The following is a 24,724-nucleotide window of genomic DNA, read 5'->3' as shown; positions in this document are numbered from 1 at the left end:
ATTGACTTATATTGTACAGAGTATTGATATTATTTGACTGAAATAAAAATCTAATAGTCATGTTTTGTAACGTCATAAAATCTTCTTGGTTCCCTGGTCTATTGAAGAAGAGGCTTTTTAGGCATCATTCTAAGAAAATGGGGGAGAGGTGTTTCTTAAAAAACTTTAAAGAAGAGCTCTCTACAAAAACAAAATACTTCTTCGATACATAGAATAACGTAATTGGGAATGATGTAATGGGGAAAAGTAATGCGAGATTTTCTTTATAAAGGAGAAAAAAGAAATATAAATGATATCTAAAAAATCTTCTTGATAATAAAAAAGATTAATCGTAAGTAATAAAAAAATAATGACTTGTTTTTTTCAGATTTATACATTTAAAAGAGAGTATAAAAAGTAGTCAAAGAGTATAAAGAGTAATCAAGAAGTATAAAAGGGGAAATAAAAAATTTAAATATAAGGGTTAGGAATATAATATGACATCTCCTACAGTTCCTTTAGAAAACGCTACGAGTGCATTATCAATGCATGATTTTTCTCCTTTTTCAATGTTTATGGCTGCTGATTGGGTTGTAAAAGCTGTTATAATACTTCTATTGTTGGCTTCTCTTCTTTCCTGGACAATTGCTTTTATCAAGATTGTTGAACTCACTGTTGCAAAATATAAAGCACGGCATGCTCTTCACTTAACGAATAAAGCTCAAACACTTGCGGAACTCATAGCAAATTTTAAAGAGATTAAAGGAACTTCTGTCTTCTTTTTGGAAGAGACACTCAAAGAAATACATCTGTCGTCACAGCAGCCTCGTCTTATGACATCCGAAGATTTACACAAAAATCAAGGCGAAGTTTTTTCTGATGATATTCTTTCTTGTGGGCAGATCGATGGAGTGAAAGAACGCATTCATTCGCTTTTATCACGCTATTTGTTTGCTGCAACGCGGCGTATTGCTTCCGGAAGTGCTATTCTTGCGACGATTGGATCTGTGGCACCCTTTGTTGGTCTTTTTGCAACCGTTTGGGGAATTATGAATTCCTTTATTGGAATTGCAAAGTCCCAAACAACACGGCTGGATGTGGTCGCACCCGGAATTGCTGAAGCTTTGCTGGCAACAGCTATAGGGCTTTTTGTAGCAATTCCTGCTGTTATTATCTATAATGGTTTTATACGTGTTCTACATGGATATCGAAATGATTTAACCGATATCGCAGCAGCGATCGAAAGGCTTGTAAGTCGTGAATTCGATAGGCAACAACAGAATAAAAATTATCAGTTTAGCTATGAAAACAGATCAGTATGATAATTGGGAAAACAATGAAGAAGGCATCTATAGCGAGATTAATGTAACGCCTTTTATTGATGTAATATTAGTGCTGTTGATTGTATTTATGGTCGCTGCTCCTTTGGCAACATCGGTTCTTCCTGTTCAGTTGCCTACTCTCACTCAAGTCCCTGTTGTTACTCAGACTGATGAGCCCGTTTATATTACCTTACAAAAGGATCATGCTCTTTATGTTGGGGAAAATCACACCAGCAAAACAGAGTTGATTCATCTTTTGTTGCAGAAAACACAGCGTAATTTTGAAACAAAGATCTTAATTCGAGCAGATAGCGAAATCGATTATGGAGTTGTTATAGATCTCCTTAATCAAATTCGAATGGCTGGATATACCAAAATCGGTCTTGTAGGGCTCCATAAAGCTGCAACAACTGCTTCTCATCACGGGGTAAGTGAGCCTGAAGAGGATGACTGAATGCATTCTAAGATGCTTGTTCTAGAATGTATGCTCCTCAACACTGCTTTGGGACGCTTTGGAGTGTGGAGTTTATCTCTAGAAGATTCTAGGGGATCTAAGGCAGAGGGAGTCTCTGTGTCGGTCTCTCTGTAGAGGCGTATGAGGGCAAATAGTGCTACCCTGAAAGAAGAGGAGTGAGTGTGTTATTCTTGTCCTGTTGAGCCAAAACCTCCCGTGCCGCGATCGTTCGGCATGGTTTGGAAAGAAGCAGAGAGAGACTCTTCTTGAGTAGGATCAAATTCACAAACATCAACCTGAATAACTGGGGCAATGATCGTTTGTGCAATGCGCATCCCGCGATGGATGGGGAAGTTTTCTTGCCCTAAATTAATTAGAATGACTTTGACTTCACCACGATAGTCACTATCAATCGTTCCGGGAGTGTTTAGACAAGTGATGCCATGCTTTAAAGCAAGGCCAGATCGTGGACGAATTTGTGCTTCGTACCCTGGAAGAAGGTGAAAGATAAAGCCTGTTGGTATGAGAATACGCTGTCCTGGGATGAGATTAACAATTTCTTCTGGGGCAAGAGCAGCTCGCAAATCAAGACCTGCAGATCCTGCCGTTGCATAATGGGGAAGGTCAAGTCCCTGTGCGTGATCAAGGCGTTGAATCCGAAGAGGAAGTTTTTGTACAAGGTGAGAAAAAGTGTCTTTTTGAGGAGAAGGAGAAAGGGTGATTGAAGAGTGAGGCATGGCAAGGAATTCCCAAAAAATAAATCAGGTTTATATCCTAACAAAAGCCTTTTTACAAAACAAGAAAATATAGTTATTCTTTAATAAAGAAGTCCCATATTTTTGATCAGATTGTGCCAATAAAAACCCCTGTCGCAAAAACTAAAATGCCACCGAGAATAATCTGAAAAGAAGCACGTCGTAAGGGAATCGACATGAATTTATTTTGGATCCAAACAATAGCCCCTAATTCAAAAAATACAATGATGAACGCAATAAATGTCGCTAAGAAAAAAGAGTCAATTAAATAAGGAATCGTATGCCCTAAACCACCAAGCATTGTCATCAGACCGCAAGCAATCCCTCTTTTTATAGGCGAGCCACGGCCCGATAATTTACCATCATCGTGAAGAGCTTCTGTAAGTCCCATCGAAAGACCAGCACCAATAGAAGCCGAAAGACCCACTAAAAAAGTTTTGTATGTATCCCCCGTAGCAAAAGCGGCTGCAAAAATAGGAGCAAGGGTGGAAATCGAACCATCCATTAACCCAGCAAGGCCGGGTTGAACCCACGTTAAGAGAGTTCTCTTTTGATGAGGAGTAAGGGTAGATTGATCTGTTTCTACAGAAGCTTGAGAGGGAGACTGAGTAGGAGAAAAGGATGAAAAAGCAGGACTTTCAGGCGATGAACCTAAGGTTCCTGCATTGATATGGCATGAAAGATTAAGTAATTGCTGGTGATGTTGGAGCTCATTGTGACTCATGGTAGCAAGAATTAAAGCTTGAGTGGGACAAGACGATTTTAATGCTTTTGCATACTTTAAATATAATGCGGCATGGTCTTTTTTTAATTGGGTAGCATGAGCAACAATTTCTTGTGCTGTGCAAGAAGAACAGACCTTCTGAGGTGCAGATGAAAAGAAAGACTTAGACATTGGACTCATATAATTAGTTTTAGAATTATTCTAAAATATAAAAAGAAAATAATGAAAATCAATTCAAAAATTTTATTTCGCTAATAAAGTTTTTGTAGAGGGAAGTTTTCTTTGTAGAAAAAACAAGGATAAGTCGGTAGAGAAACCCCATAAGATATCTATAGGATGAAAATCTTTTTTGCAGAATGGACACTCTTGGAAACGCTTTCTGTTGGAGGAAAAGTGGACTCTCAAAACGTTTAAGGGCAAGCGTCAAGGATGAGCGTCAAGGATGAGCATCGAGGGTGAGCATCGAGGGTGAGTGTCGAGGGTGAGTGTCGAGGGCAAGCGTAAAGGATGAGCGTCAAGGATGAGCGTCAAGGATGAGCATCGAGGGTGAGTGTCGAGGGTGAGCGTCGAGGGTGAGCGTCAAGGATGAGCGTCAAGGATGAGCGTCAAGGATGAGCATCGAGGGCAAACGTTGAGGGCGAATGTCGAGGGCAAGTGTCAAAATAACACGGAGGGGAAAAGGCTTTTCATCACTCTGTAAGGTCGTCACTTTGTAAGGAAAGAAAAAATAGAGGACATCGTCTTTGGGAGAAAAGATTGTTCTAAAGAGAAATTTTCTCAAGTGGTGAACAGAAGAGCGATTGAAAAGGGGAGGATTTTGTTTGTATAAGGTGCTTTTCCCTTTGTATTCTTATAGTTTTTGATGTTTCGTGAGGATTCCTTTTGAAGCAACAAATAGGCTGATAAACATTAAAAACAAACTAGCAGCAGCATTCCATCCAGCAAAGGAAAGAAACAAAAAATATCCGGATGCTTGATTACAAGGGGGAGATTGAAGAGTGTTTAATTGATTTAAAAGTTGAGAGACCTCTGTTATAATCATGGTAGAGGAGGCAGTACAATTATTCGGTGCATCCCAAAAGCGATATTCAGCACCTGCGTGGTAGATTGCTAAGATAAAGCTGATAACCATGAATATAAAAATACCCCAGAATAAAGATCGTATCCAAGCAAAGAAGGGGAAAAATCGTGTTGATAAGCCAGCAATACTCAAAAATATAAGAGAGCCATAATAAGGCAAGCGTTCAATGACGCACAACTTACAGGGAAGAATGCCACCAATATATTCAATGGCAAGGGCGATACTAATGGGAATCAATAAAAGTATGGCGAGAATAAAAATCCATAATTTTTGCTCTTTACTCTTTAGTGTACAGTAAAGATGTTGAGTCAAAAAATAAGAGGAAAAGGTCATTGCGTGTGTGTCTTAAAGAGAGAAATATGATTTGAGAAAAAAAGCGTATAACCCATAAATGAGTAAAAGTAAAAGAAAACTAAGCGGCATCAACCATTTAAAGTGATGGGAAAGCCAGTGAGTTGCTTGAGAGCCAAAACGTTGAATAAGCCAAGCAAAAAGATAAAAACGTGTCCCACGGGAAAGGATACAGAGAAGAATAAAAAGCCAAAGGTTAAAATGGATAACACCTGCAAGAAGGGTGGTAATCTTAATAGGGGAAGATGGGCAAGACCCGAAACAGTCAGTAAAACTGCTAAAAATTCTTGAGTCGTATCATTGTATAATATTTGAAAATTTTCATATTGATTGGTAAATTCTAAAAGAGGTTTGACAATGACGTCAGAGGCAAAATAACCAAGACACCACCCCAAAATACCCCCTAAAACAGAAAAAAATGTTGCAATAAAAGCATAGAAATACGCCTTTTGAGGACGGACAAGCGCGATGGGAATATATAAAACATCCGCTGGAATAAAAAAAATAAAGCTTTCAATAAAAGCAATAAAACCAAGCCAATAAGGCGCTGTACGGCGCTTTGCCAGTGAAATTGTCCAAAGCTTTACCGTGTTAAAGATCATTATTTCTTCCGAAAATTCAAAGAGGCAAAGAAGATCAAGAAGATCTCAGAAAGCCTGAATGAGACAAAAAACAGTCAATTTTTGCAAAAAAAAGTCTAGTGTTGACGAATCTTCTATTCCTTATATAGTGCAAAAAAAAAGGGAACAAGTGTGTTCCTTATCAGATGTCGTGCGGGTGTGGTGGAATTGGTAGACGCGCCAGACTCAAAATCTGGTTCCGAAAGGAGTGTCGGTTCGAGTCCGACCACCCGCACCATTTTATTTCATATTCTTTTCTTTTCATTATAAGATCTTTTTATTTCTCAACACAGTTTGTGAAGGGAAAATATTTCTCCACTCTTTTTGGTGCTTATGCAAATCTTCTTTGAAAGATTTTTGGCGAAAGCCTCTTTGAAGAAAAGTCTCTGCGGAGATAGATCAATTCAGAAATAAGCCGATGCGTCCAAAAGAGTTTTTTGGAAAAAGAGAGTGCTATAGCTTCTTTGAGGAAAAGTCTCTGCGGAGATAGATCAATTCAGAAATAAGCCGATGCGTCCAAAAGAGTTTTTTGGAAAAAGAGAGTGCTATAGCTTCTTTGAGGAAAAGTCTCTGCGGAGATAAATCAATTTAGAAATAAGCCGATGCGTCCAAAAGGGTTTTTTGGAAAAAGAGAGTGTTATTCCTATACAGAGCTATACAGAGAAAGTGAGGATAGAAAAACAAAAAGTAAAAGAAAAGAGACAAGAAGAAGGACAAGGCAGGTGCAAGGATAAGGACAGAAGGAATGAATGGGAAATCGAGGGTGGTTTTATAGGACGGTGATGAAAGATATGATGCATGCCTTTTCAAGAAGTTAAGATATACTTGTGCGATTTGCATAGCCCCAGTGGACAGCGAGCAAGTCTAAGCAGTCGCGTAAATGATCCGCAAGAGAATTTTGCTTGCGTTTGGAGGGACTTAATTTTTTTAATGCTTGATCATAACCAACCACTTGTTCAACCAGTCTGTACCCAAGAATACCTAAGTGAATTTTGACTGTTTGTAATTGTTTGAGAGCATTTGTTTGGGCTTCTATTGGGTGAATATATCTCTGACTATTGTCTACTTTTTGAGCGGTTAAATCAAGACTCATTTGTGTATCACCTTGGCATTGGCGCCAATAAACATAAAAGCGTTCCGCTGCTTTGTATTGCGCTTGGTTGATGTGTCCTTTCTTATATAAAAGGGCAATGGGACGGCTGTGGGCATCGATAAGAGCAAGAGTGGTGCGTGGGTTTTGTGTGCTGATTGGAGATGTGGACTGAAAAGAAGGATTACTTGTTTCAATGATCACTTCTCGAGTTTTTAAGTGACCAATCGGTTTCTTTGGGCAGAGGGAGGATATGGAAAGAGAGGGTGAGGAAGATTTGTGTTTTTTAGTGGAGGTGAGTGTGGAATTTGTTTTTTGTGAGTAGGTCATGATGTTTCCTTATGAAAAGGGTGGGTTTTATTATTGAGAGGAATAGTCCTGACATAAAGGCTTCTAAGCGGTGGGAATGTTGGAGGATTGAAGGAATGCGCGCTGGTTAGTTTTTTAAAGAGAATTATTCTTTTGTGTTGAAGAGTTTCTTTGGGCAGAGGGAGGATATGGAGGAAGAAAAGAAGGAGATTCTTGTGGAAGAGGAGAGGTGGAAAAACGGTGCACTGTGGAAGCAACAAGGGGGCTTTGCTTCTCTTCTAAAGCGCTATTTTGGTCCTGCTCAATATAGCATCGGGGCGTTAATGAAGCAGAAGAAGAACACCGATAACGGTAAGTTTTAGGGTCAAACCAGAGGCCAATTTTTCCTTCAAAATCACCAGAGCGCTGTTTGGCGATATTAATAATAACACCTGGGCGTTGTGCTAAGTGCGCTTTTTCCTCTGGTTGATGGGTAGAAAAAATTTTATCTTCTAAAGAACGGTTCCGCCAAATGGTGATGATGTTAAAAGCATTGGCACCAATTTCTGAGGCGCCTTTAATGTCTTCTGTGCTCGGAACATCCTTCTCTAAACTACTTTTGCGTGTATGAGCCACAAGATGAATGTGGACAGCATTTAAAACTGCCCAATCAACTATTCTATAAACAGCCTGTTCTTGTTTTGCATAATCATCGGAGGAGATTCCAAGACGCATCAAACTGTCAATAATAAACTGGTCACAGCCATATTTGGCACGGCAATAGTCAAAAATATCTAAGAGGGCATCAACGCTCGATTTCCCTACATGCTCGTACAAAATGAGACCTGTATCTAAAAAACGAAGAACGCGTTCAATCATTTCTTTCGTTGGTTGGTCAGTTCCCCCAGTTTGTTTCGTTAAACGACGCAGAGATTGTTCTCCTTTCATTTCAAGAGAAGCTAAGCAAAGACGGCTTTTTTGCGCAATCCAATGGGGAATGCAATCCGATAAAAGTTGGCTTTTGCCAGCGCCACTCGCTCCACTCCAAAGTGTCAATTCTGCAGGGCGGAAATAAAGTTTACCATTCAGCTTTGAATAGGGGACCGTATAACCAAGATGCTGTTTTGCAGGAGGATAAAATAAGTTTACAACTTGCTCCTTATAATCCAAAACATGACGTAAGCCTTTGGGCGTAAAACTTTGAGCTTGTAAAAAAGCTTCGTGGATGACGGAAGCATCAATTCCTGCTTGTAAACACGCATTCGCATCTTTGCCAGGAAGGCGGACGCGATAACATCGATGGCGACCAAGGCGATGGGCAATCTCAAAAGCTGCTTCTTCTCCCGGTGTATCCATGTCCGTGGCTAGAAAAATGGTTTCAAAAGATTCTAAATGATCAAATTCATTCTCAATCCAATTTTGTTTGCCTCCTTTTCCACCGCCAAAGGGAACCGAAACAGCTGGATATCCATAGGCTGCTAGAGAAAGCGCATCAATCTCTCCTTCGGTGATAACAAGTGTTCGATCCGTTGAAGCACAGTCTTTGAAGGACAAAGCTTGCCAGCCAAATAAAATCGGTTCACACTGAGAGGCCGTTGGTTTAGCTGTTGCACCATCTTCGGCTAAGCGCTCTTTTACTAAGGCAAGAGTGCCATCCGGCTTATAAAAAGGAAAAATAATCTTATTGCCCTCTTCTCCAATTCGGTATCGTTGTAAAATTTCAAGCGGAATGCGACGCTCTTCGTGCAAATATGTTTTAACCCGTTGTTGCGGAATATTAGCTTTTGGAAGAGGAGGAGCACGATAGTGATGGCGGGGTGCCATAAAAGGCTTTGGACGAGAAAGATTGAGATAAGCGCGTGCTTCATCAAGCGCTTCAGAAAGACTGATCCCTTTAACGCTACACCAAAGGTCAAGAAGATCTCCACCGTTTCCTTCAGCAAAATCATACCAAAGCCCCGCTTTATTGCCGCTTAAACTGATCGATAAGCTTTGTCCCGCTTCGCCACGAATATTGCCAACAACCCAGGAGTTGCCCCTTTTTTTTCCTTGTGGAAGAAGCATTTCTGCTATAGAGCTTGCTTGGGCGGTAAGTCTTTGTTTAATTTCAAAAAGTGTACTCATTTTAATAGACTTGTTAAGAAACTTGATAATTGATAAGGCTGCTATAAAGGGTTTCTTCCTGGGCATTGCTTAAGGCAGTTGCAGAGCGTGCCGAAAGAGCAACAGAGGACAAAACAGAAAGCCGTTTATCATTTTCTTGTAAACGCTCAATTTCACGGCGATACCAATTACGCCAGGTGGCTGACCAATCAACTTTTTTTGCCTCTTTGCCACTCTTCGCTTGCCAATAATCACGAAACTTTTTTTCTTGCCAAAGTGCTTGTTCTTCGCTGAGGCCTTCTGAAATTGCTGCTGCAATGTCAGCATGCCACTCAGAAGGAAGACGAGACCCCTTGATTTCTTCTTTGGGGGAGAAATGTCACAAAAAGATTTGGGGGGAGAAATGTCACAAAAAGAGGCAGAAGAAACAACCGAAGAAGATTTCTTTTGTGAAACACCATGAGGTGTTTCTTTTTCTTCTGACTTCTGAGCTTCTGAGTTACGTTCAGCATTTAAAAGAGAAGCGTTGAGCAGATGTTGAAATTGCTCTTTGATTTTCTTACGTTTTTTTGCTGAAGAGCGTCCCGCAAAAGATTTTTGCTCAAGCAATTTTGCCCGTTCATGAAAAACAATTTCACAACGTGTGTTCCAAAGCCCATTGGCTAAGTGTAATATTTTTCCCTCCGTTATTAACATCTCTAAAACGCTTTCAAAAGTTCTCTTGTCACAACCACAAAGACGCGCTAAACGTTCGCTTGATAAGTCTAACGGACGCCCTCGTGCATACATTTCATTTAGTAGAATTGTGTAAATACCGATTTCATGCGCTCGCATTCCACGGACTCCGCCAAGGAAATCGTTCTGGTACCAACAAACATAAGGAAGTATTGAGGACTCATAATGAGGAGTTTCTGAGTGTAAAACTTGTTTCATGATGCAATAAACTTTCTTCTTTTCAGTTTGATATGAAGCGCTAAAAAGCAAAAAATATATTTTTATGTTTTTCCAAAAGGACGGTGGTAAAATTTATTATTTTGTAAAGTGTTTCTGTTTGGTTTTTATTTCGTTTTGCTTTGTTCTGGTAGAGGATCATTTTTTTGTGTATTTCCTTAAAATTGACTCATCAATTGTGCAGGATTTAGAGAGTTGCAATTTTGCAATTTGAGGTTGTATAAAGGATGAAAATTTAAGAGGGAAAATAACAATATGCGTTTTTCTGAGAAATGACTGTTTAATTCTCTCACTCTGGTGTGCTGCATTGTTTTTGGATAAAAAAATGATGAATCCTCCAAGAAGTGGAAATTTTTGTTAATTTTATCCTCTTTAGAAGATAAAGCAAGTCAATTTTATTACAAACAGATTTTTTTTTAAGACAGGCTATAGGGTGAGGCTATGAATATTGATGGTTGGCGTCAAAGATTGCAGGAAGCACTTCAAAAAAGTGGACGGTCAAAACGGTCTATCTCAATCGCTGCAGGAAAAGGAGCTGGGTATTTACATTCAATTCTTTCTGAAGGAAAAGAGCCAACGATTGAATCTCTCTATCGTGTTTGTCACGCAATTAATGTAAGTATGAGTTATATTCTCTACGGTCAAGGGGCAATGCCTGAAGACCAAGAATTTATAGATCTTGTTTTGCAGGTTTCTCCTGAGGAGCGGAAGGCCATTTTGACCCTTTTGCGTCGATCACCTGACGGAGACAAAACAAAATAGCCTGTTGTGTTTTTGGGTCAAGTTTTTTCCAAGATTGTAGTAGTTTAAAATCACTCATTTCAGCTCCCCCGTCTGTTGAAATATGGCTTCAAAATAATCAGAGACAATGCAGAGCAAGATGGGAACAAGAGAGCAATAATTTTCGTTCTTGTTTTCATTTGAGCATTATCAAAAGTCATAATATATCTTTTATTAGAGATAAAATAATTGACATATCTTCCATAGAGGATATAAGACTAACGCTATATTTGATCATGTCAAGACAGAGGTTAGCTTTATCAACTACCTAAGGGAGAAATATTCATGAAAAATATTCCATTCGTTAAAGAGGATGAAGTTCTTGTCATTCTTTGTGAAGATGAAATCAGTGATGCTTATGATGGCCCTCTTGAACAAGAAGAAGTACTGGAGCTGATCGATAAATATGATGATGTGATCCGACTTTTACGGCTCGATTTAAGATCATTGCATGCCGATGATGTAAGCGAACAAATCGCCGAATTATATATGGATATGAAGATGGGTGACGACTATAATCAGGATGAACAAGTGTCTCCTCTCATTTTTAATAGCGATGCTTATCATACTTATTTAGATCAAAAAATTGCTCAAGAATACGAAGACAATCTCTATGGGTCTTATGAAAAACAGCATCGTTTGCGCTGGTCTGATGTGTTGAATGGATATTGAGGGGGAAATAATGAAAAGTTATCTCAAAACACTTTCTTATGGGTTGCCACTCTATTATGTTGAAAGCGCAGAAAATATCATCAAATTGGAACCACAGCAGAAAAATGCCTGTTGTTTTACTTCACAATATGAAGCAGAGGCTGTAGCACAGAAATTGGCGCTTCAGCATCAGCGTTATGATTTTTATATCGCACAAAGATAGGGCTATGTTTCCTCATTTCTTTATTTTCATGATCCTACAAAATTAATTCCAGCAAATAAAAAACTGTAAGCAAAAAGAAAAAGTGAATGCTTGTTCGCTGTATGCGTCCAACTGTGCTTGTGGTTGGGTGAAGGGCTGGAGTTTAGCCTTTGTTGGAGAGGTTAATATGTGAAGCTGAGTGTACAAAAGCAAGATCTTCAAAGAAAGACAAGAGTCATAAAAAGGGAGAATATTTAAAATGCCAACCATTATTGATTGTGTTCAAGGAACAGATGAATGGCGTCAAGCACGTAATGGGTTGATTACTGCTTCTTTGTTCGAGATGGTTCTCGCACAAAAACAAGATGGAAAAAAAACCCAAAAATATACCTCTGTAATGATGAGGCTTGCTGGGGAAAGAATAACAGGAAAGTCTGTTGAAGAGGGAATAACCTTGCCTATGCGGCGCGGAATAGAATTAGAACCACAGGCACGTCAGTTATATGGAACTCTTACACAGACAGAACCTGAATGCGTTGGTTTCATTTTGGCAGAGGATCGTCTGAAAGGAGCTTCTCCAGATGGTTTGATCGGGAAAAATGGGATGTTGGAAATCAAAACAAAAAAACCTGAAATTTTAATCCCTTATTATACGCAAAGGAATTTTCCTCTTGAACATAAAGCACAATGTCAAGGAGGATTATGGATTGCACAACGCGAGTGGATTGATTTAATGCTCTATTGGCCAGATATGCCCCTTTGATTAAACGTGCTTATCGCGATGAGGCTTATATTCGAAAGCTCGAAATAGAAATTAACCGATTTAATGAGGCTTTGGCAGTGATGGTCCATCGTCTTCAAACAATCTCTTTGTAAAGCAGAATGAAAAAGAGTGTTGCAAAATCAAAAGAGCTGGAAAAGCAAAAGCAATGAATTCCAGAGAAAATCTTAGGGAAGACGTGAGGTGCAAACGTGAGGAAAAAGGCAGAAAAAATAAAAGAAATGAGCCCGCATGCATAAAATAAAAAGAAGAACTTCTGCGTGAATAAAGAAAGCACTATGAAAAAAGAAGTGTTCTTGCAAACATGGTGCTGCGAGAGAGGATTGAACTCTCGACCTCTCCCTTACCAAGGGAGTGCTCTGCCACTGAGCTACCGCAGCACTTTGAGTTGCAATACTTTAAATTACAATACTTTGAATCTTTGTGTCGTCTTGTGCCATATTGTTACAAAATAGGCAAGAGAGCATTGATCTATTCTTGCAAGTCAGTCTATCTTATGTCATGACAAAGAAGATGCTATAAAAAGAAGGTGATATAAAAGAAAAGATAAAGAGGCAGACAAGAGTGTGAGCTCAATGTACGTCGAGTTATCAAGAAGGTGAAATTGTTCAAAAAAGTGTGTCATGACACAAATGGATCAACAAAAACAAGACAATAATAAAAAATGCAAAGATGAGAAAAAAAAGCAACGCCAAGAAAGGCTAGCTCAGCAGTTGCGCGCTAATTTAAAACGTCGAAAAGAGCAAAATCGAAAGCGGTTTCAGGATAATTCTTAAAAAAGACTTCCGATTAAGGTATTTTTACGGCATTTTTGCAACCAAATCTCTTAATGATTCGTTTCAAAGTCATAGAAAAAGACGTCTCAAGGTATTCACCTGTTTCGAAAGGAAACTTTGCAAAGGATCCTTTTAAAGGGAGATGCTGGGCGTGGGTAAAAAGGGTCAAACATTATGGATTCTATTCATATTATTGGTGGAAATCCTCTTAATGGTGTTATTTCTATTTCAGGAGCTAAAAATGCTGCACTTCCTCTTATGGTTGCAACATTGCTCACTGAAGAGGCACTTACTTTGAATAATATTCCTCATCTCGTTGATGTTGAACTCTTGTTGAGAATTCTTAATCATCATGGGGTTGGGTATGCTGTAGAGGGACGAAAATCACATCAAGAAAGCCAATATTCAAGGACAATTCACTTTACAGCAAGAAAAATAACAACAATACACGCTCCTTATGAATTGGTGACAAAAATGCGCGCAAGCTTTTGGGTCATCGGTCCGCTGCTCGCACGATGTCGAGAAGCTTATGTTTCGTTACCTGGAGGATGCGCCATTGGAACAAGGCCTGTTGATTTTATTCTCGAAGGTCTCAAAAGTCTAGGCGCGCAAATTGTTATCGAACAGGGGTATGTTCATGCTAAAGCACCAAAAGGTCTTCAAGGAGGGCGATATCGATTCCCTAAAGTAACCGTTGGGGGAACACACGTGCTCTTGATGGCATCCGTCATGGCAAAAGGAACAACTATTCTTGATAATGTTGCTTGTGAACCAGAAGTTACAAATCTTATTCAAGCACTAAGAGCTATGGGAGCGCGCATCTCTGGAGAAGGAACACAAACCCTTACTATTCACGGAGTGGAAAAACTTCATGGCGCAAAAATTCAAGTGATTGCAGATCGAATCGAAGCAGGAACTTATGCCATGGCCGTAGCAATGATCGGGGGAGAAGTCTTTCTGAAAAATGCAAATCCTCATCATCTCACCGAAGTTCTCGAATGTCTCAAAAAAACAGGTCTCCAAATCGAAATAAAACCAGATGGGATTAATGTAAGACGAAGCCCAGAGCAGAAAATTATCCCAGTGGATATCAAAACAGGTCCTTTTCCAGCTTTTCCGACAGATTTACAAGCACAATTCATGGCTCTTATGACACGAGCACAGGGCAATGCCCATATCACCGAAACAATTTTCGAAAATCGTTTTATGCATGTACAGGAATTAATCCGTTTGGGAGCACAAATTACGCTCAATGGACAGACAGCTCTTGTCTGTGGAACAGAGTATTTGCAAGGTGCACAAGTAATGGCAACAGATTTGCGTGCTTCCGTCTCTCTTGTTATTGCTGCACTTGCTGCACAGGGAAAAACAGTCGTTAATCGCGTCTATCACCTCGATCGAGGCTTTGAACGGTTGGAGGAAAAGTTAGCGCAATGTGGTGCAACTATTCAACGCGTAACAGGCTGAGAAAATACGTCACTACTTATCCTTAAAAATAGATCCTGAGAGATTCCTAAAGAATGAACCATAAAGGCTCCTTAAAAGAAAAAAGCTCTAAAGGGACAAAATGGGAAATAAATGGCATCTAGTGTGCCAACAACAATGGAATATGGGGGCTGGCGTTTCATTAAGAGAAATCTTGTGTCGACAATGCTTTGGAAAAGCTGAAGAGAAATAAAACAGCAGGTTGTTTCTAAAACCAAAGCTCTTTCATGATTTTAAGCAAAAAGTGAATAAATGGGGAAAAAGAGAAAGGGTTGGGCAAGAGTGAGGTAGACATTCAGGAATTCCGAAGGGATGTCCGTTTTACACAGAGATTTACAAAGAGCGGGCAAGATCCAAGGGAGGCTGGCTTCGTACAGGAGGGCACTGAGGGAGGCTGGCTTCGCGCAGGAGGGCACTGAAGGAAGTGGCTTCGTACAGGAGGGTTCTGAGGGAGGCTGGCTTTGCACAGGAGGGCACTGAGGGAGGCTGGCTTCGCGCAGGAGGGCACTGAAGGAAGTGGCTTCGTACAGGAGGGTTCTGAGGGAGGCTGGCTTTGCACAGGAGGGCACTGAGGGAGGCTGGCTTCGCGCAGGAGGGCACTGAAGGAAGTGGCTTCGTACAGGAGGGTTCTGAGGGAGGCTGGCTTCGCGCAGGAGGGCTCTGAGGGAGGCTGGCTTCGAGAGAAATGGCTCCGAAGAAGGTGGTTACGAGGGAGCAGAATCCGAAAGGGGCAAAGGATCCCAGAAATCTGGAGTTTCAGGCTTTAAATGAGGGCCAATGCGGACAGCTGAGACTTTTTCAGCAAGGCCAGTGCGGTCAGAAAGCTCAACTGCTAAACCACAAACTGTTGCTGCTCCTTTTGCAGGTTCATAAGATTTAAATTTTTTCTTATAAAGAAAACGGTAGAGAGGTTCTTCTTTATCCATTCCTAAAGAGGAGTTATAATCACCGCACATTCCTGCATCTGATAAGTAAGCGCTTCCTTCCTCTAAAATTTGTGCATCGGCCGTTGGGATATGTGTATGGGTGCCGACAATAACGCTAACACGTCCATCAAGAAAGTGGCCAAAACACTGTTTCTCGCTCGTCGCTTCCGCATGAAAGTCAAAAATAATCGCGTCCGCTTGTTCACGCAAAGGACACGCAGTGATAATCTTATCGGCAGTGTGAAAAGGATCATCAACTGTGCAGGGCATAAAAACAGTGCCCATCACATTCGCAATAAGAACACGAGCGCCGTTCTTCGCTGTCCATAAACCGGAACCTTTCCCAGGAGTGTTCTTAACAAAATTCGCTGGACGTAAAAAACGATCGTTATAAGGGGCATAGCTCAAAGTTTCTTTACATTTAAATGCATGATTGCCTGTTGTGACAACATCAACTCCCACAGCTAAAAGATCTTGATAAACTGTCTGTGTAATACCAAAACCATTGGAGGCATTTTCACCGTTAACAACAACAAAATCAAGGTGCCAATGTTCAATCAAACAAGGAAGAAGTTGGGATACAGCTCTACATCCCGTTTGCCCAACAATATCACCTAAAAATAAAAAGCGCATAAGCGTTTTAATCATAATTTAGAGGGCAAGAAAACCTTTTTCTGTAAAAATACCCTGTAAAAGAAGATCATCTGTTCTTGGAGGAATGAATTCAACTTCTTGGCATGAAAAACCAAAACCAAGTAAATGTACAGAGTGACCTTGCATGTGAAAATCTTCAACTATCCGGTCATAGTAGCCTGCTCCATATCCAAGTCGATGACCTTGACGATCAAAAGCAGAAAGAGGAACAAAAATAAAATGCGGCAAAACAATAGCCTGTTTAGAGCCAGGGCAAAGAATGCCAAAATGCATCCGCTCTAATTCACTTTCATGCGAAAAACGGCGAAAAACCATTGTCGTATAATCACAAACTGCTGGTAAAGCTAAGCGCCCCCTCGTGATGTGATAAAATCAAACAAAGGACGAGGGTCAATCTCCGAACGAATGGGCCAATAACCACCAAAAATAATCCCTGAAAAATCACTCACTTTCTTGTCAAGATAATTTACTGCATGGGAACAGGCGCGATGTGAAAAAATATGGCGGTCCTGTAATGATAAATGGTCTCTTTGCGATAAACCCCAGTGGCGCAAAGAATTGCGAATCAATAAAGAGGAAGAAGTGCTTTGGGAGAAGTGTGTCATCATTAATCAGTGGGGCTCAATAATTGCATAATCAGACCAAACAATATCCAAAGCATAAACAAATACAAAAAGGTGAACCACAACAGCCGATGGAAAAAGTTGATTCCGAGTGCCTAGTCTACTAGGTGGGCACCGTGTGAAAAAGCCCACGAGCTTTTTCAGGGACAGTTCCCTTGGAAATCAATAAGGCCTCAGGAATATGTTATTTCCTATCAAGAAGCGCAGAACACCTTCGGGCATTATAGAATAGTTTCAGCTTTTCGGCTAGACAAAAAATTATTTATAATAAATTTCTAAACTTCTTGATCTAATTGTTGCGATACAAGAAAATCAAGATGCCGATGAAGAAATTGCATTTGTGGATAAAAAGAGAGAGCTGTTTCATAAGCTTTTATCGCAAGATGTGGACGATTCGTTTCTTCCATAATAATGCCAAGCTCAAGAAAGGCTATGTAATGCCGAGGTTCAAGCCTGAGAGCATGGGATAAATCAAACATCGCAAGCTTAAAATCACTCAATTGAATATGAATCCAAGCCCGTTTTACCCAAGGCTCAGCATAGGTCGGAGCAAGAGAAATCACAGAATCAATCCTATCAAGAGCAGCTCCATAATCCAATGCTATAATGCTTTGTTCTGCCCAGGTCATCAAAAGGTCAATAGTTTCATTGCCCGAGCGTGACCATAAACGCTGAAGTTGACGGCTGAGATTTTTCGCTTCCTTAGCATTAGAACAGTATTTCAATTCTTTGAGAAGGCGTACAATCTCTTGCTCTTTACGATCACTCGCAAGAGACTGATGTGAGTGAGGCTGTAATGCATAATCGTCAAGAAGAATTGCACCTGAGCGAGAGCTTGATGAGGCAGAACTGTCAGACTGTGTCGAAGGAAAATCAGGAATGAGATCCTCTAGAGGCAAAAGAGATTGTGGAGAAGGTGTTTCTTCAAACGGTATAGAAGGAGGCCTTTGTCCATAACTGGGAGAAAGAAAAAAAAGACTGCTGAAAAATAGAATAAAAACGCTCTGCTGTCTTAAAGAGCTTGAAAAGAAAAAAACATCTTTTAAAAAAATGACAAGCCTTAAACGAATATAACAAATCACTGCCCACACAAAAACAGCAGAAACTTGAAATCTGTTTTTTAAACTCATTATCCCTGACGGGCTCTAAAACGTGGATTCGTTTTGTTCAAAATATAAACGCGACCTTTACGGCGGACTAACCGATTATTGCGGTGACGTTCTTTGAATGCTTTGAGCGAATTTTTAATTTTCATCATCATCACCGTTTACATACACTATGAGCAAAATGTTATTTTCTTAAAAGAAGAAGATTATGCTCTTGAAATATAAGACACTACAAAAATATTCCTCACCTTTGTTGTAAAAAATATTTCTCGTTGTAAAAAACACTGAAACTTCTCAACATAATGGGCAAGTGAAAACTCTAAGTTTATAACAGGAAGTCCTTTTTTTGTCAAGTATACTCTCCTCTATCTGTATGCTCTATACGGCGAAAGAGTGGTCTTTTAGGATTGTTGATAGAAGAAGGTCCTAAAAATAGGGAAAGCAAGAGGTCACTTAACTTCATCGAAAATACATTCGCTCTTTTTTGAAAATCTTTTTCATCACTAAAAGAAAAATTACAAAGCTTTTTTAACGTTTGACCTCTTCTCCACCTTAAAAACGAGGTTTTGTATTCACCTTAAAAAACGAGGTTTTGGAAGATACAGAATAAAAACATCCCGTACAGGTTTATTTTACTGCAATAAAAACAGAAAATAATAAAATCGTTCCGAAAGGGATGATTATGATGAAGACCAAAATAAAAATATTGTGTTTGATTGTTAGAAATACACGTAAAAACAAGGATTAACGCAAGAGCAGTTAGCCGCTACATCAGAGGGTGGTGTACGATTTATACGTGATTTAGAAAAAGGCAAAGAATCTTATCAGGTTGGAAAAGTCTTACATGTGCTTGCAATGCTAGGTCTTTACATTGAAATTGTAGCCAATGCCCAGAATAGCCGAGATGCAGCTTCTCCAATTACTAAGTGCCATGTAGAAGTTGCGGCATGAAAATGGTCCAATACGTCATCCATTACTCCTTGACTGGAAACATGTTGCGCCATTGCTGGATCAACAAATATTACTGTTCCGACTGTTATAAAAAACCTACAGTAAGTTTGTATCTCATACTAAGTACCTTGTTTTTCTATATCTTATTCCTCTGTATCTTGTTTCTCTTCAGATTGTATGTCTGTAGGATTTTCGGTTGTTCCATATTTAAGGGGTGTCCCCAATCTACTGGAGGACTTGGTTTAAATTCCCAGGTAGTCTGTTGCTTTATTCTAGCGTTAGTACGTGCTTTTTCATCCAGTTCAGCTGCCATCTTCGCCGCTTGAGCTGTTTGTTGAGCAGTTAATAGTGCGCGAATTTGTAAAAGTTGGTTAGATTGTTGGCTGGCAAATTGGTTGGCGTAACCAATAGCCTGTAACTGTCCTTCTGCTCCTTGGGCTGCTTTTTGCAGATGTTCTAAAGTACGTGAATCATCTTGCAATGCCTTTTGTTATGTGTAGATATTGTTTTGAACAATGCATCATTGGCGTGTTTTTGCGAACCAATCTCTCCATTATTGTTACAATGGGCTCCATCAAACTCTTATCGATATCGGTGAGGCCCTGTAGATCTTCTAGTGCCAGTGTGTGCTCGTTTTATCAAATATCTATAAATATGATTATTCCTGATTGAGTTGATTGCTCAAATCATTATCTATTCTTTCTTGTTGTTTTTTAAGCATATCTCTTATTATAGCTTCGTTTGCAGCTTCTTCTTCTTGAATTACAGCTTTCTCTTCTTGAATTACAGCTTCTTCTTCTTTAGTTGCAGCTTCTTCTTCTTGAGTTACAGCTTCTTCTTCTTGAATTACAGCTTTCTTTTCTTGAATTACAGCTTCTTCTTCTTTAGTTGCAGCTTCTTCTTCTTGAGTTACAGCTTCTTCTTCTTGAATTACAGCTTTCTTTTCTTGAATTACAGCTTTCTTTTCTTGAATTACAGTTTCTTCTTCTTGAGTTACAGCTTCTTTTTGTTTTTTCTCAAATTCTTCTAGATATTGATGGCGTTCCTCTTCACTTTTTTTCCTACGTTCTGTATTAAGCTCAAGGTCCGCTAACCGTGCATTTTGACAATTCTTAGAATTCTCTGTGAAGCCACACTTAGCAATCCATTCTTTTAATAATTTTTCATCTTTCTTAAAATTCTCTACGCTGTAGGTTTTTTCGCAACCAGCAACGAGAATTCCAGTGTAAAGGATGAGTATTGTGATAATGACTTTATTCATGATTAAATTCCTCTTTTGTTTGATACTTTAATGACCACGTAGTTGTTTCGCATAATCTGTGTATCGTGCATTCAATTCTTCTTCTAATACAGGTATTTTAATACAGGTATTTTCAGCTTCAACTTGAGCTTGCTGGGTCATAACAACAACTTGTGTTTGTAAAACTTCTTCTAGAAAAGAGATAGGTATCTCTTTCTTACTTAGCTTGCATTTTAGATTATCTCTTAAAATTCATGTCCACGATCTGTAAAGTTATACTTTCTTCAGCATGCTTTAGGCGTTCTTAAGCCGATTCTTGATGATTATCATAACCTACGACAGTTAATGTAAACAATGCCATTATATAAAGTAAAATAAACTTTTTCATTTTTCCCCTCTTTAAAGATCATTTGTTTCCCCAAGAGGGGGTTTTAGTTAGCATTGTTAGTGGAATAGAAAGAAGAATTCAAGACAGACATCGTATGTGTTTGTCATAAAAGAAAATTAAAAGGAAAAAACCAAAACTGAAGACAAGCGATCAAGGCATAAGATATACAAGTTCTTTTGTCCAATTCCTTTCAATTATTGATACTGTAATAGGAATTGTTACGAGAGCAAGAAAGCTTATAGCCGCTATAATGCTTCGTATTATCCTGAGAAATATGACGCTATAAAAGAAAAAGGACTAATGTTTTTTGCCTATTTGTGTTTTGCTCACTGATTTCTCCCCTCTAAATTTTTTTATGTTTCACTGTTTTAAGGTATCCAAAAAATGAGAAATAGCACAAACCACTTTTTTATAAAATCTTCGATATCTGTTTGAGATTCACTGGATAAATATCTGCTTTGTCAGAAGATGATTTTATTTGATATTTTTGTATGAGAGCTACAGAGTGATTTCTTTTGAAAAAGAGAGCTGGATTAATCCAATATTGATTACGCAGTTTTGGGGTAAGGAATTGCAGAAGAGAAAACTTTGCAGCAAGAAGGCATCGTTGTAGGAGAAGAGAGAGAGGTTTAGGAAGTGCTCTCTTTCTCTACTTAAGAAAATCTGCTGAGGGCTTTATTCTTTTGCTTGGGAAGATTTTGTTGCTGGTCCCTTTAATTGAATGACATGACCCATTTTGCGTTTTGGTTTGATGAGAGTTTTGCCATATAAATGGACGGATGTTGATTTTTGCTGTAAAAAACTTTGGCAATCTTTCAAATTCATCCCAAGAAGATTTGTCATCTCACAATTGCTATGGCGTGAGGTGTCCCCTAAAGGAAGAGCACAAATAGCACGGATATGCTGTTCAAATTGTGAAGTAATGCATACTTTTTGCGTCCAATGACCCGAATTATGCACACGAGGAGCTAATTCGTTAACCAAAAGATTTCCATTGGCTAAAACAAAAAATTCAACACAAAGAACACCAACATAATCAAGAATATCCATAATCTGAGCGTTAATCTCTTGTGCTTTTTCTTGGAGCAAGGGTGAAGCGCGTGAAGGCACAAATGTTTTATAAAGAATGCCGCTCTTATGCTGATTTTCACAGCAATCATAAAAAGCATGCTCTTTTTGAGGATTTGATGCCGATATAACAGATATTTCAAACAAAAAGGGAACAATCTCTTCTAAAATGAGAGGTTGATGATCAAGTGCAATTAAAGCTTTATCGATGATTTCTTCACTCGGATGGTGAAGACCAATTTGATGTTTGCCATCATAACCAAAACGGCGCGTCTTCAAAAGACCGCTCCCCCCCAAGGCCGATAAACCCTCAATAAGAGAATTTCGGTCATGAACCGCATACCATTTAGCCGTTCGAATCCCATGATCGTTCAGAAATTTTTTCTCAAGAACGCGATCTTGTGAAATCTTCAAAATCTGAGAAGAAGGATAAAGATAACTTTTTTGTTCAATATACTCTGCTGTTTGCAAAGGGAGATGTTCAAACTCATAGCTTATCACATTGCAAACGGAAAGAAGATGTGTTAACGCTGCTTCATCCTCATACGAAGCAAGAATATGCTCTGTGCTAATTTGAGATGCAGGACAATCAATCTCAGGACTCAGAACAACCGTCTTAAAACCAAATTCCGCTGCTGCAAGCGCTAACATTCGCGCTAATTGACCGCCTCCAAGAAGGCCAATAGTTTTGTCAGAATATAAGTCTTCAAAATAATAAGACATCTTTATTTTCCATCATTGGAGTTGTTGCTACGTGAGTTGTTCCTTTTTTATGCTGCTGCTGTAAATATTTGGATAAAACAACATTATCATAAGATATCTTCACTTTCCATCGTTGGAGTTATTGCTACGTTGGCTGTTTGTTCTGCACGCCAGTGCTGTAAACGTTCGGATAAAACATCATCGTAAACCGCAAGAACTGCTGCAGATAAAAGAGCTGCATTAATTGCTCCTGCTTTGCCGATTGCTAAAGTGCCAACCGGTACACCTGCCGGCATTTGTACAATCGAAAGCAAAGAATCTTGACCCGATAAAGCTTGAGAGTGAATCGGAACGCCAAAAACAGGTAAAAGTGTAAGAGATGCCAACATACCAGGAAGATGCGCTGCTCCTCCAGCGCCAGCAATCAAAACTTTAAAACCAGAAGCTTTTGCATCTTTTGCAAATTGGTAAAGCCGTTCAGGTGTGCGATGCGCCGAAATGATTTGTGTGAGATGAGAAATGCCAAGGTGAGTTAAAATATCTGAGCTATGGCGCATGGTATGCCAATCAGATTGGCTCCCCATTAAAAGTGCTACGTCATACAATTTTTCAGCCATTTAATCTCCTTTTTCATTTCGCAAGAGGCTTAGTTCTCTAGCAATGGGTACTTTATGTATTGTCAAAGGGCGATTCAATCGCTTTTAAAAGTTTTATCGCTTTTTTGCAAAGTTAATTAATAGATTTTTATTCCCTTTAAGAAAAGAAAGTAAATTTTTAAGAAAAAAAGATAAAAAAAGCAGACTATCAATAAAAAACCATAGAATAATGGTCTTATTAAGAAGAAAAGTGAAGAACAGAAAGTACAGTTATTGTCTCAAGATTGGTTTTTGTTTTGGCTTTTGTTTTGTCGTGAAAAGTGACCATATGAAATTAAATGTGAGGAGAAGAAAAAATAAAAATACTCTCACTAACAGTATATAAAGAAAATCTCTCTTTCTCTGTTAAATCCCTGTTCACAAAATCAAAAAAATAAGATATGGAGAAACAACGATAACTTATTATATAAAATCAACGACATACGCTATAAAAGGAAATCAATTTTTATGTCTAAAGAAGAAGTGCTGGAGTTTTCTGGAATTGTTACAGAACTTTTACCAAACGCAATGTTTCGCGTAAAATTAGAAAATGATCATGAAATTATTGCTCATACTGCCGGAAGGATGCGCAAAAACCGTATTCGTGTCTTAGTCGGTGATAAAATTATGGTGGAAATGACCCCTTATGATTTATCAAAAGGACGAATTACATATCGCTATAAATAATCATTAAAAGGAAAATTCTGTATCAAAAATCAATTAATATTCCTCACATTAGCCAACTTTGTTGCACAATGAAATTCTGTAAAAAATTTAAGTTAAGGAATATGCAATTCTTTAAGTGGTCGAATGATGAGGCACAAAATAAAAAATATAAAGGTGTGAAAAATAAAGAATTTAAATAAAGCGGGGATGTTGGGACAAAATGTATGCGCTCAAGATTGGTGAAAGGGGTTCTATCATGGATATCAATTTGGTTCTTGCTTCTGCTTCTCCACGCCGTTTAATGCTGCTCGCACAAATAGGTGTTGATCCAGAGTTTGTTTATGCAACCAATATTGATGAAACGCCAAAATTAAGAGAGCATCCGGCAAATTTGGCAAAGCGTTTAGCAAAAACAAAAGCCCTCGCAGCACAGGAAAATTGGTTAAGAGATCAGAAAAATAATCCAAAAAAATATTTAATTTTAGCCGCAGATACGGTAGTGGCAGTGGGGCGTGTCATTTTTCCTAAAGCAGAGGGAGAAGAGGAAGCATACGAATGTTTGCGCTTCCTTTCAGGGAGAGCTCATAAGGTATATAGTGCTGTGTGTCTCTTGAATGAACATGGAAAAATAAAAAGCAAATTGGTTGAAACTTCTGTGCGGTTTAAACGGTTAACTAAAATAATGATGGAGGCCTATATGGTTTCTGGAGAATGGGAAGGAAAAGCCGGGGGATACGCCATTCAAGGAAAAGCCGGGGCTTTTGTGACAAATATAAAGGGCTCTTACTCCAATGTCGTGGGACTCCCTTTAGCTGAAACAATGGATCTCTTAATGGCTTATCAGTATCCATTGCTTAATCATTGGGACAAAAATTTTTGTGGATAAGACAAAATGGGCGGAAATTTAATGGGTACAAGCAAAAGAAACAAGAATTTGCAGAAAAAAAGGCGTCTTGAAAAACAATGAAACAGCGCAGGAAAGACGAAAAAAAAACAGAAATATATCAACCACCATTGCAAAAAAATAATCTGCGTCCATCACGCCCTTGTCCAGAATGTGGAAAAATGTCTCAGCAGGATTCTTATCCTTTTTGTTCAGCGCGGTGTCGTGCAATCGATCTAAACCGTTGGCTTTCTGGGGCCTATATTTTGCCTCCGCCACCTCAAAAAACTGATGAAGAAGAGTGAATGAAAATAAGAATATTTCAAAAGGGAAAATGACTACCCTTATGCTACCCTTGTGCTACCACTATATTTGTAGCTAAAATTAAAGGCTTTTAGATTTTTAACGGATCGCTTTACTCCTATCAGGGCGTGAATGCTTTATATAAGCGCTATTTGCGTTAGTTGTCTCGAAAATATGAGTCAGTGT

General features: G+C 39.0%; 26 protein-coding genes, 2 tRNA genes, 1 other RNA gene and 3 pseudogenes. 13 read left to right on the top strand and 19 right to left on the bottom strand.

The features are described from left to right. Positions 1 to 476 precede the first annotated feature (476 nt). The 3 genes from BAR153v2_RS05870 to BAR153v2_RS07650 are packed head-to-tail and all read left to right on the top strand — an operon-like array spanning position 477 to position 1,890. Positions 477 to 1,301, top strand: coding sequence for a MotA/TolQ/ExbB proton channel family protein (locus BAR153v2_RS05870; RefSeq protein ID WP_078680693.1), 825 nt, complete (start codon positions 477 to 479; stop codon positions 1,299 to 1,301). Continuing rightward, on the top strand, positions 1,282 to 1,755 hold the full coding sequence (locus BAR153v2_RS05865) for a biopolymer transporter ExbD (protein WP_078680692.1): 474 nt from the start codon (positions 1,282 to 1,284) through the stop codon (positions 1,753 to 1,755). The genes BAR153v2_RS05870 and BAR153v2_RS05865 overlap by 20 nt, the downstream gene beginning before the upstream one ends. After that, complete coding sequence (locus BAR153v2_RS07650) at positions 1,756 to 1,890, top strand: hypothetical protein (protein ID WP_256385941.1); 135 nt, start codon at positions 1,756 to 1,758, stop codon at positions 1,888 to 1,890. Between the two features lie 50 nt (positions 1,891 to 1,940). Here BAR153v2_RS07650 and dut read toward each other — a convergent pair whose 3' ends face one another. The 4 genes and pseudogenes from dut to BAR153v2_RS05845 all read right to left on the bottom strand — a co-directional run bounded on the left by dut (position 1,941) and on the right by BAR153v2_RS05845 (position 5,268). Beyond that, positions 1,941 to 2,492 carry a dUTP diphosphatase gene (dut, locus tag BAR153v2_RS05860; protein WP_078680691.1) on the bottom strand — a complete coding sequence of 184 codons (552 nt, stop codon included), beginning with the start codon at positions 2,490 to 2,492 and terminating at the stop codon, positions 1,941 to 1,943. Positions 2,493 to 2,598: 106 nt separating this feature from the next. Next, positions 2,599 to 3,405 (bottom strand): hypothetical protein, encoded by an 807-nt coding sequence (locus BAR153v2_RS05855; RefSeq protein ID WP_078680690.1) that lies wholly within the window; start codon positions 3,403 to 3,405, stop codon positions 2,599 to 2,601. Positions 3,406 to 4,084: 679 nt separating this feature from the next. Continuing rightward, positions 4,085 to 4,648, bottom strand: coding sequence for a disulfide bond formation protein B (locus BAR153v2_RS05850; RefSeq protein ID WP_078680689.1), 564 nt, complete (start codon positions 4,646 to 4,648; stop codon positions 4,085 to 4,087). A 12-nt stretch (positions 4,649 to 4,660) separates the two neighbouring features. Further along, positions 4,661 to 5,268, bottom strand: a pseudogene (locus BAR153v2_RS05845) (YqaA family protein). 171 nt (positions 5,269 to 5,439) lie between these two features. On the opposite strand from BAR153v2_RS05845, the gene BAR153v2_RS05840 reads away from it, so the two are divergent. Then, positions 5,440 to 5,524, top strand: a tRNA-Leu gene (locus tag BAR153v2_RS05840). 576 nt (positions 5,525 to 6,100) lie between these two features. On the opposite strand, the gene BAR153v2_RS05835 is transcribed toward BAR153v2_RS05840, so the two are convergent. From BAR153v2_RS05835 to BAR153v2_RS05825, 3 genes and pseudogenes are all read right to left on the bottom strand, one after another. Beyond that, positions 6,101 to 6,706, bottom strand: a complete 606-nt coding sequence (locus tag BAR153v2_RS05835) for a hypothetical protein (protein ID WP_078680688.1) — start codon at positions 6,704 to 6,706, stop codon at positions 6,101 to 6,103. Positions 6,707 to 6,820: 114 nt separating this feature from the next. Then, the gene (locus BAR153v2_RS05830; protein WP_078680687.1) at positions 6,821 to 8,788 is read right to left on the bottom strand and encodes a toprim domain-containing protein; all 1,968 of its coding nucleotides are present in this window, start codon (positions 8,786 to 8,788) and stop codon (positions 6,821 to 6,823) included. 13 nt (positions 8,789 to 8,801) lie between these two features. Further along, positions 8,802 to 9,700 (bottom strand): annotated as a pseudogene (locus tag BAR153v2_RS05825) (YdaU family protein). Between the two features lie 459 nt (positions 9,701 to 10,159). Between BAR153v2_RS05825 and BAR153v2_RS05820 the strand changes: the two are divergent. The 4 genes and pseudogenes from BAR153v2_RS05820 (at position 10,160) to BAR153v2_RS05805 (ending at position 12,227) form a co-directional block, all read left to right on the top strand. After that, complete coding sequence (locus BAR153v2_RS05820; protein WP_078680686.1) at positions 10,160 to 10,480, top strand: helix-turn-helix transcriptional regulator; 321 nt, start codon at positions 10,160 to 10,162, stop codon at positions 10,478 to 10,480. Positions 10,481 to 10,783: 303 nt separating this feature from the next. After that, positions 10,784 to 11,170, top strand: a complete 387-nt coding sequence (locus tag BAR153v2_RS05815; RefSeq protein ID WP_078680685.1) for a hypothetical protein — start codon at positions 10,784 to 10,786, stop codon at positions 11,168 to 11,170. A 10-nt stretch (positions 11,171 to 11,180) separates the two neighbouring features. Then, entirely contained in the window at positions 11,181 to 11,372 is a 192-nt protein-coding gene (locus BAR153v2_RS05810) for a hypothetical protein (protein ID WP_078680974.1), read from the top strand. Between the two features lie 238 nt (positions 11,373 to 11,610). Further along, positions 11,611 to 12,227, top strand: a pseudogene (locus BAR153v2_RS05805) (lambda exonuclease family protein). Between the two features lie 210 nt (positions 12,228 to 12,437). Here the strand turns inward: BAR153v2_RS05805 and BAR153v2_RS05800 are convergent. After that, positions 12,438 to 12,512 (bottom strand) — tRNA-Thr (locus BAR153v2_RS05800). Between the two features lie 243 nt (positions 12,513 to 12,755). Between BAR153v2_RS05800 and BAR153v2_RS07395 the strand changes: the two genes are divergently transcribed. Then, complete coding sequence (locus BAR153v2_RS07395; protein WP_198934328.1) at positions 12,756 to 12,908, top strand: hypothetical protein; 153 nt, start codon at positions 12,756 to 12,758, stop codon at positions 12,906 to 12,908. Positions 12,909 to 13,082: 174 nt separating this feature from the next. Continuing rightward, positions 13,083 to 14,375 carry a UDP-N-acetylglucosamine 1-carboxyvinyltransferase gene (murA, locus tag BAR153v2_RS05795; protein ID WP_078680684.1) on the top strand — a complete coding sequence of 431 codons (1,293 nt, stop codon included), beginning with the start codon at positions 13,083 to 13,085 and terminating at the stop codon, positions 14,373 to 14,375. Between the two features lie 722 nt (positions 14,376 to 15,097). Here murA and BAR153v2_RS05790 read toward each other — a convergent pair. From BAR153v2_RS05790 to purE, 11 genes are all read right to left on the bottom strand, one after another. After that, positions 15,098 to 15,967 (bottom strand): TIGR00282 family metallophosphoesterase, encoded by an 870-nt coding sequence (locus BAR153v2_RS05790; protein WP_078680683.1) that lies wholly within the window; start codon positions 15,965 to 15,967, stop codon positions 15,098 to 15,100. A gap of 3 nt (positions 15,968 to 15,970) precedes the next feature. After that, complete coding sequence (locus BAR153v2_RS07720) at positions 15,971 to 16,288, bottom strand: 5-formyltetrahydrofolate cyclo-ligase (protein WP_339373810.1); 318 nt, start codon at positions 16,286 to 16,288, stop codon at positions 15,971 to 15,973. A gap of 29 nt (positions 16,289 to 16,317) precedes the next feature. Next, a complete protein-coding gene (locus BAR153v2_RS07715; protein WP_339373809.1) occupies positions 16,318 to 16,581 on the bottom strand; it encodes a hypothetical protein in 264 nt (87 codons plus the stop codon). A gap of 67 nt (positions 16,582 to 16,648) precedes the next feature. Next, a non-coding RNA gene (gene ssrS / locus BAR153v2_RS05780) (6S RNA) lies at positions 16,649 to 16,809 on the bottom strand. Positions 16,810 to 16,871: 62 nt separating this feature from the next. Further along, positions 16,872 to 17,726: a hypothetical protein gene (locus BAR153v2_RS05775; protein WP_143245218.1), complete on the bottom strand. Its 855-nt coding sequence runs from the start codon at positions 17,724 to 17,726 to the stop codon at positions 16,872 to 16,874. Then, complete coding sequence (gene ykgO / locus BAR153v2_RS05770) at positions 17,726 to 17,851, bottom strand: type B 50S ribosomal protein L36 (RefSeq protein ID WP_078680973.1); 126 nt, start codon at positions 17,849 to 17,851, stop codon at positions 17,726 to 17,728. The genes BAR153v2_RS05775 and ykgO overlap by 1 nt, the downstream gene beginning before the upstream one ends. A 717-nt stretch (positions 17,852 to 18,568) precedes the next feature. Further along, positions 18,569 to 18,706 carry a hypothetical protein gene (locus BAR153v2_RS07710; RefSeq protein WP_198934327.1) on the bottom strand — a complete coding sequence of 46 codons (138 nt, stop codon included), beginning with the start codon at positions 18,704 to 18,706 and terminating at the stop codon, positions 18,569 to 18,571. 83 nt (positions 18,707 to 18,789) lie between these two features. After that, positions 18,790 to 19,134: a hypothetical protein gene (locus tag BAR153v2_RS07385; protein ID WP_198934326.1), complete on the bottom strand. Its 345-nt coding sequence runs from the start codon at positions 19,132 to 19,134 to the stop codon at positions 18,790 to 18,792. 177 nt (positions 19,135 to 19,311) lie between these two features. Next, a complete protein-coding gene (locus tag BAR153v2_RS07705) occupies positions 19,312 to 19,914 on the bottom strand; it encodes an EexN family lipoprotein (protein ID WP_158078276.1) in 603 nt (200 codons plus the stop codon). A 1,042-nt stretch (positions 19,915 to 20,956) separates the two neighbouring features. Beyond that, positions 20,957 to 22,072 (bottom strand): 5-(carboxyamino)imidazole ribonucleotide synthase, encoded by a 1,116-nt coding sequence (locus tag BAR153v2_RS05745; protein WP_078680682.1) that lies wholly within the window; start codon positions 22,070 to 22,072, stop codon positions 20,957 to 20,959. Between the two features lie 86 nt (positions 22,073 to 22,158). Further along, positions 22,159 to 22,668 carry a 5-(carboxyamino)imidazole ribonucleotide mutase gene (gene purE / locus BAR153v2_RS05740; RefSeq protein WP_078680681.1) on the bottom strand — a complete coding sequence of 170 codons (510 nt, stop codon included), beginning with the start codon at positions 22,666 to 22,668 and terminating at the stop codon, positions 22,159 to 22,161. A gap of 486 nt (positions 22,669 to 23,154) precedes the next feature. On the opposite strand from purE, the gene infA reads away from it, so the two are divergent. From infA to yacG, 3 genes are all read left to right on the top strand, one after another. Next, complete coding sequence (gene infA / locus BAR153v2_RS05735; protein ID WP_013545481.1) at positions 23,155 to 23,373, top strand: translation initiation factor IF-1; 219 nt, start codon at positions 23,155 to 23,157, stop codon at positions 23,371 to 23,373. Between the two features lie 235 nt (positions 23,374 to 23,608). Then, positions 23,609 to 24,238: a Maf family nucleotide pyrophosphatase gene (locus BAR153v2_RS05730; protein ID WP_198934325.1), complete on the top strand. Its 630-nt coding sequence runs from the start codon at positions 23,609 to 23,611 to the stop codon at positions 24,236 to 24,238. 77 nt (positions 24,239 to 24,315) lie between these two features. Beyond that, complete coding sequence (gene yacG, locus BAR153v2_RS05725) at positions 24,316 to 24,540, top strand: DNA gyrase inhibitor YacG (RefSeq protein WP_078680679.1); 225 nt, start codon at positions 24,316 to 24,318, stop codon at positions 24,538 to 24,540. Positions 24,541 to 24,724: the final 184 nt, after the last annotated feature.

The sequence above is a fragment of the Bartonella sp. AR 15-3 genome, assembly GCF_002022445.1.
In the GTDB taxonomy this organism is placed as follows: domain Bacteria; phylum Pseudomonadota; class Alphaproteobacteria; order Rhizobiales; family Rhizobiaceae; genus Bartonella.
This window is presented reverse-complemented; position numbering and strand designations above follow the sequence as displayed.

Coding starts and splice junctions, on each gene's coding strand:
- BAR153v2_RS05870 (WP_078680693.1), top strand. CDS start 477: ATGACATCTCCTACAGTTCCTTTAGAAAACGCTACGAGTGCATTATCA.
- BAR153v2_RS05865 (WP_078680692.1), top strand. CDS start 1,282: ATGAAAACAGATCAGTATGATAATTGGGAAAACAATGAAGAAGGCATC.
- BAR153v2_RS07650 (WP_256385941.1), top strand. CDS start 1,756: ATGCATTCTAAGATGCTTGTTCTAGAATGTATGCTCCTCAACACTGCT.
- dut (WP_078680691.1), bottom strand. CDS start 2,492: ATGCCTCACTCTTCAATCACCCTTTCTCCTTCTCCTCAAAAAGACACT.
- BAR153v2_RS05855 (WP_078680690.1), bottom strand. CDS start 3,405: ATGTCTAAGTCTTTCTTTTCATCTGCACCTCAGAAGGTCTGTTCTTCT.
- BAR153v2_RS05850 (WP_078680689.1), bottom strand. CDS start 4,648: ATGACCTTTTCCTCTTATTTTTTGACTCAACATCTTTACTGTACACTA.
- BAR153v2_RS05835 (WP_078680688.1), bottom strand. CDS start 6,706: ATGACCTACTCACAAAAAACAAATTCCACACTCACCTCCACTAAAAAA.
- BAR153v2_RS05830 (WP_078680687.1), bottom strand. CDS start 8,788: ATGAGTACACTTTTTGAAATTAAACAAAGACTTACCGCCCAAGCAAGC.
- BAR153v2_RS05820 (WP_078680686.1), top strand. CDS start 10,160: ATGAATATTGATGGTTGGCGTCAAAGATTGCAGGAAGCACTTCAAAAA.
- BAR153v2_RS05815 (WP_078680685.1), top strand. CDS start 10,784: ATGAAAAATATTCCATTCGTTAAAGAGGATGAAGTTCTTGTCATTCTT.
- BAR153v2_RS05810 (WP_078680974.1), top strand. CDS start 11,181: ATGAAAAGTTATCTCAAAACACTTTCTTATGGGTTGCCACTCTATTAT.
- BAR153v2_RS07395 (WP_198934328.1), top strand. CDS start 12,756: ATGACACAAATGGATCAACAAAAACAAGACAATAATAAAAAATGCAAA.
- murA (WP_078680684.1), top strand. CDS start 13,083: ATGGATTCTATTCATATTATTGGTGGAAATCCTCTTAATGGTGTTATT.
- BAR153v2_RS05790 (WP_078680683.1), bottom strand. CDS start 15,967: ATGATTAAAACGCTTATGCGCTTTTTATTTTTAGGTGATATTGTTGGG.
- BAR153v2_RS07720 (WP_339373810.1), bottom strand. CDS start 16,288: ATGGTTTTTCGCCGTTTTTCGCATGAAAGTGAATTAGAGCGGATGCAT.
- BAR153v2_RS07715 (WP_339373809.1), bottom strand. CDS start 16,581: ATGATGACACACTTCTCCCAAAGCACTTCTTCCTCTTTATTGATTCGC.
- BAR153v2_RS05775 (WP_143245218.1), bottom strand. CDS start 17,726: ATGAGTTTAAAAAACAGATTTCAAGTTTCTGCTGTTTTTGTGTGGGCA.
- ykgO (WP_078680973.1), bottom strand. CDS start 17,851: ATGAAAATTAAAAATTCGCTCAAAGCATTCAAAGAACGTCACCGCAAT.
- BAR153v2_RS07710 (WP_198934327.1), bottom strand. CDS start 18,706: ATGGCGCAACATGTTTCCAGTCAAGGAGTAATGGATGACGTATTGGAC.
- BAR153v2_RS07705 (WP_158078276.1), bottom strand. CDS start 19,914: ATGAATAAAGTCATTATCACAATACTCATCCTTTACACTGGAATTCTC.
- BAR153v2_RS05745 (WP_078680682.1), bottom strand. CDS start 22,072: ATGTCTTATTATTTTGAAGACTTATATTCTGACAAAACTATTGGCCTT.
- purE (WP_078680681.1), bottom strand. CDS start 22,668: ATGGCTGAAAAATTGTATGACGTAGCACTTTTAATGGGGAGCCAATCT.
- infA (WP_013545481.1), top strand. CDS start 23,155: ATGTCTAAAGAAGAAGTGCTGGAGTTTTCTGGAATTGTTACAGAACTT.
- BAR153v2_RS05730 (WP_198934325.1), top strand. CDS start 23,609: ATGGATATCAATTTGGTTCTTGCTTCTGCTTCTCCACGCCGTTTAATG.
- yacG (WP_078680679.1), top strand. CDS start 24,316: ATGAAACAGCGCAGGAAAGACGAAAAAAAAACAGAAATATATCAACCA.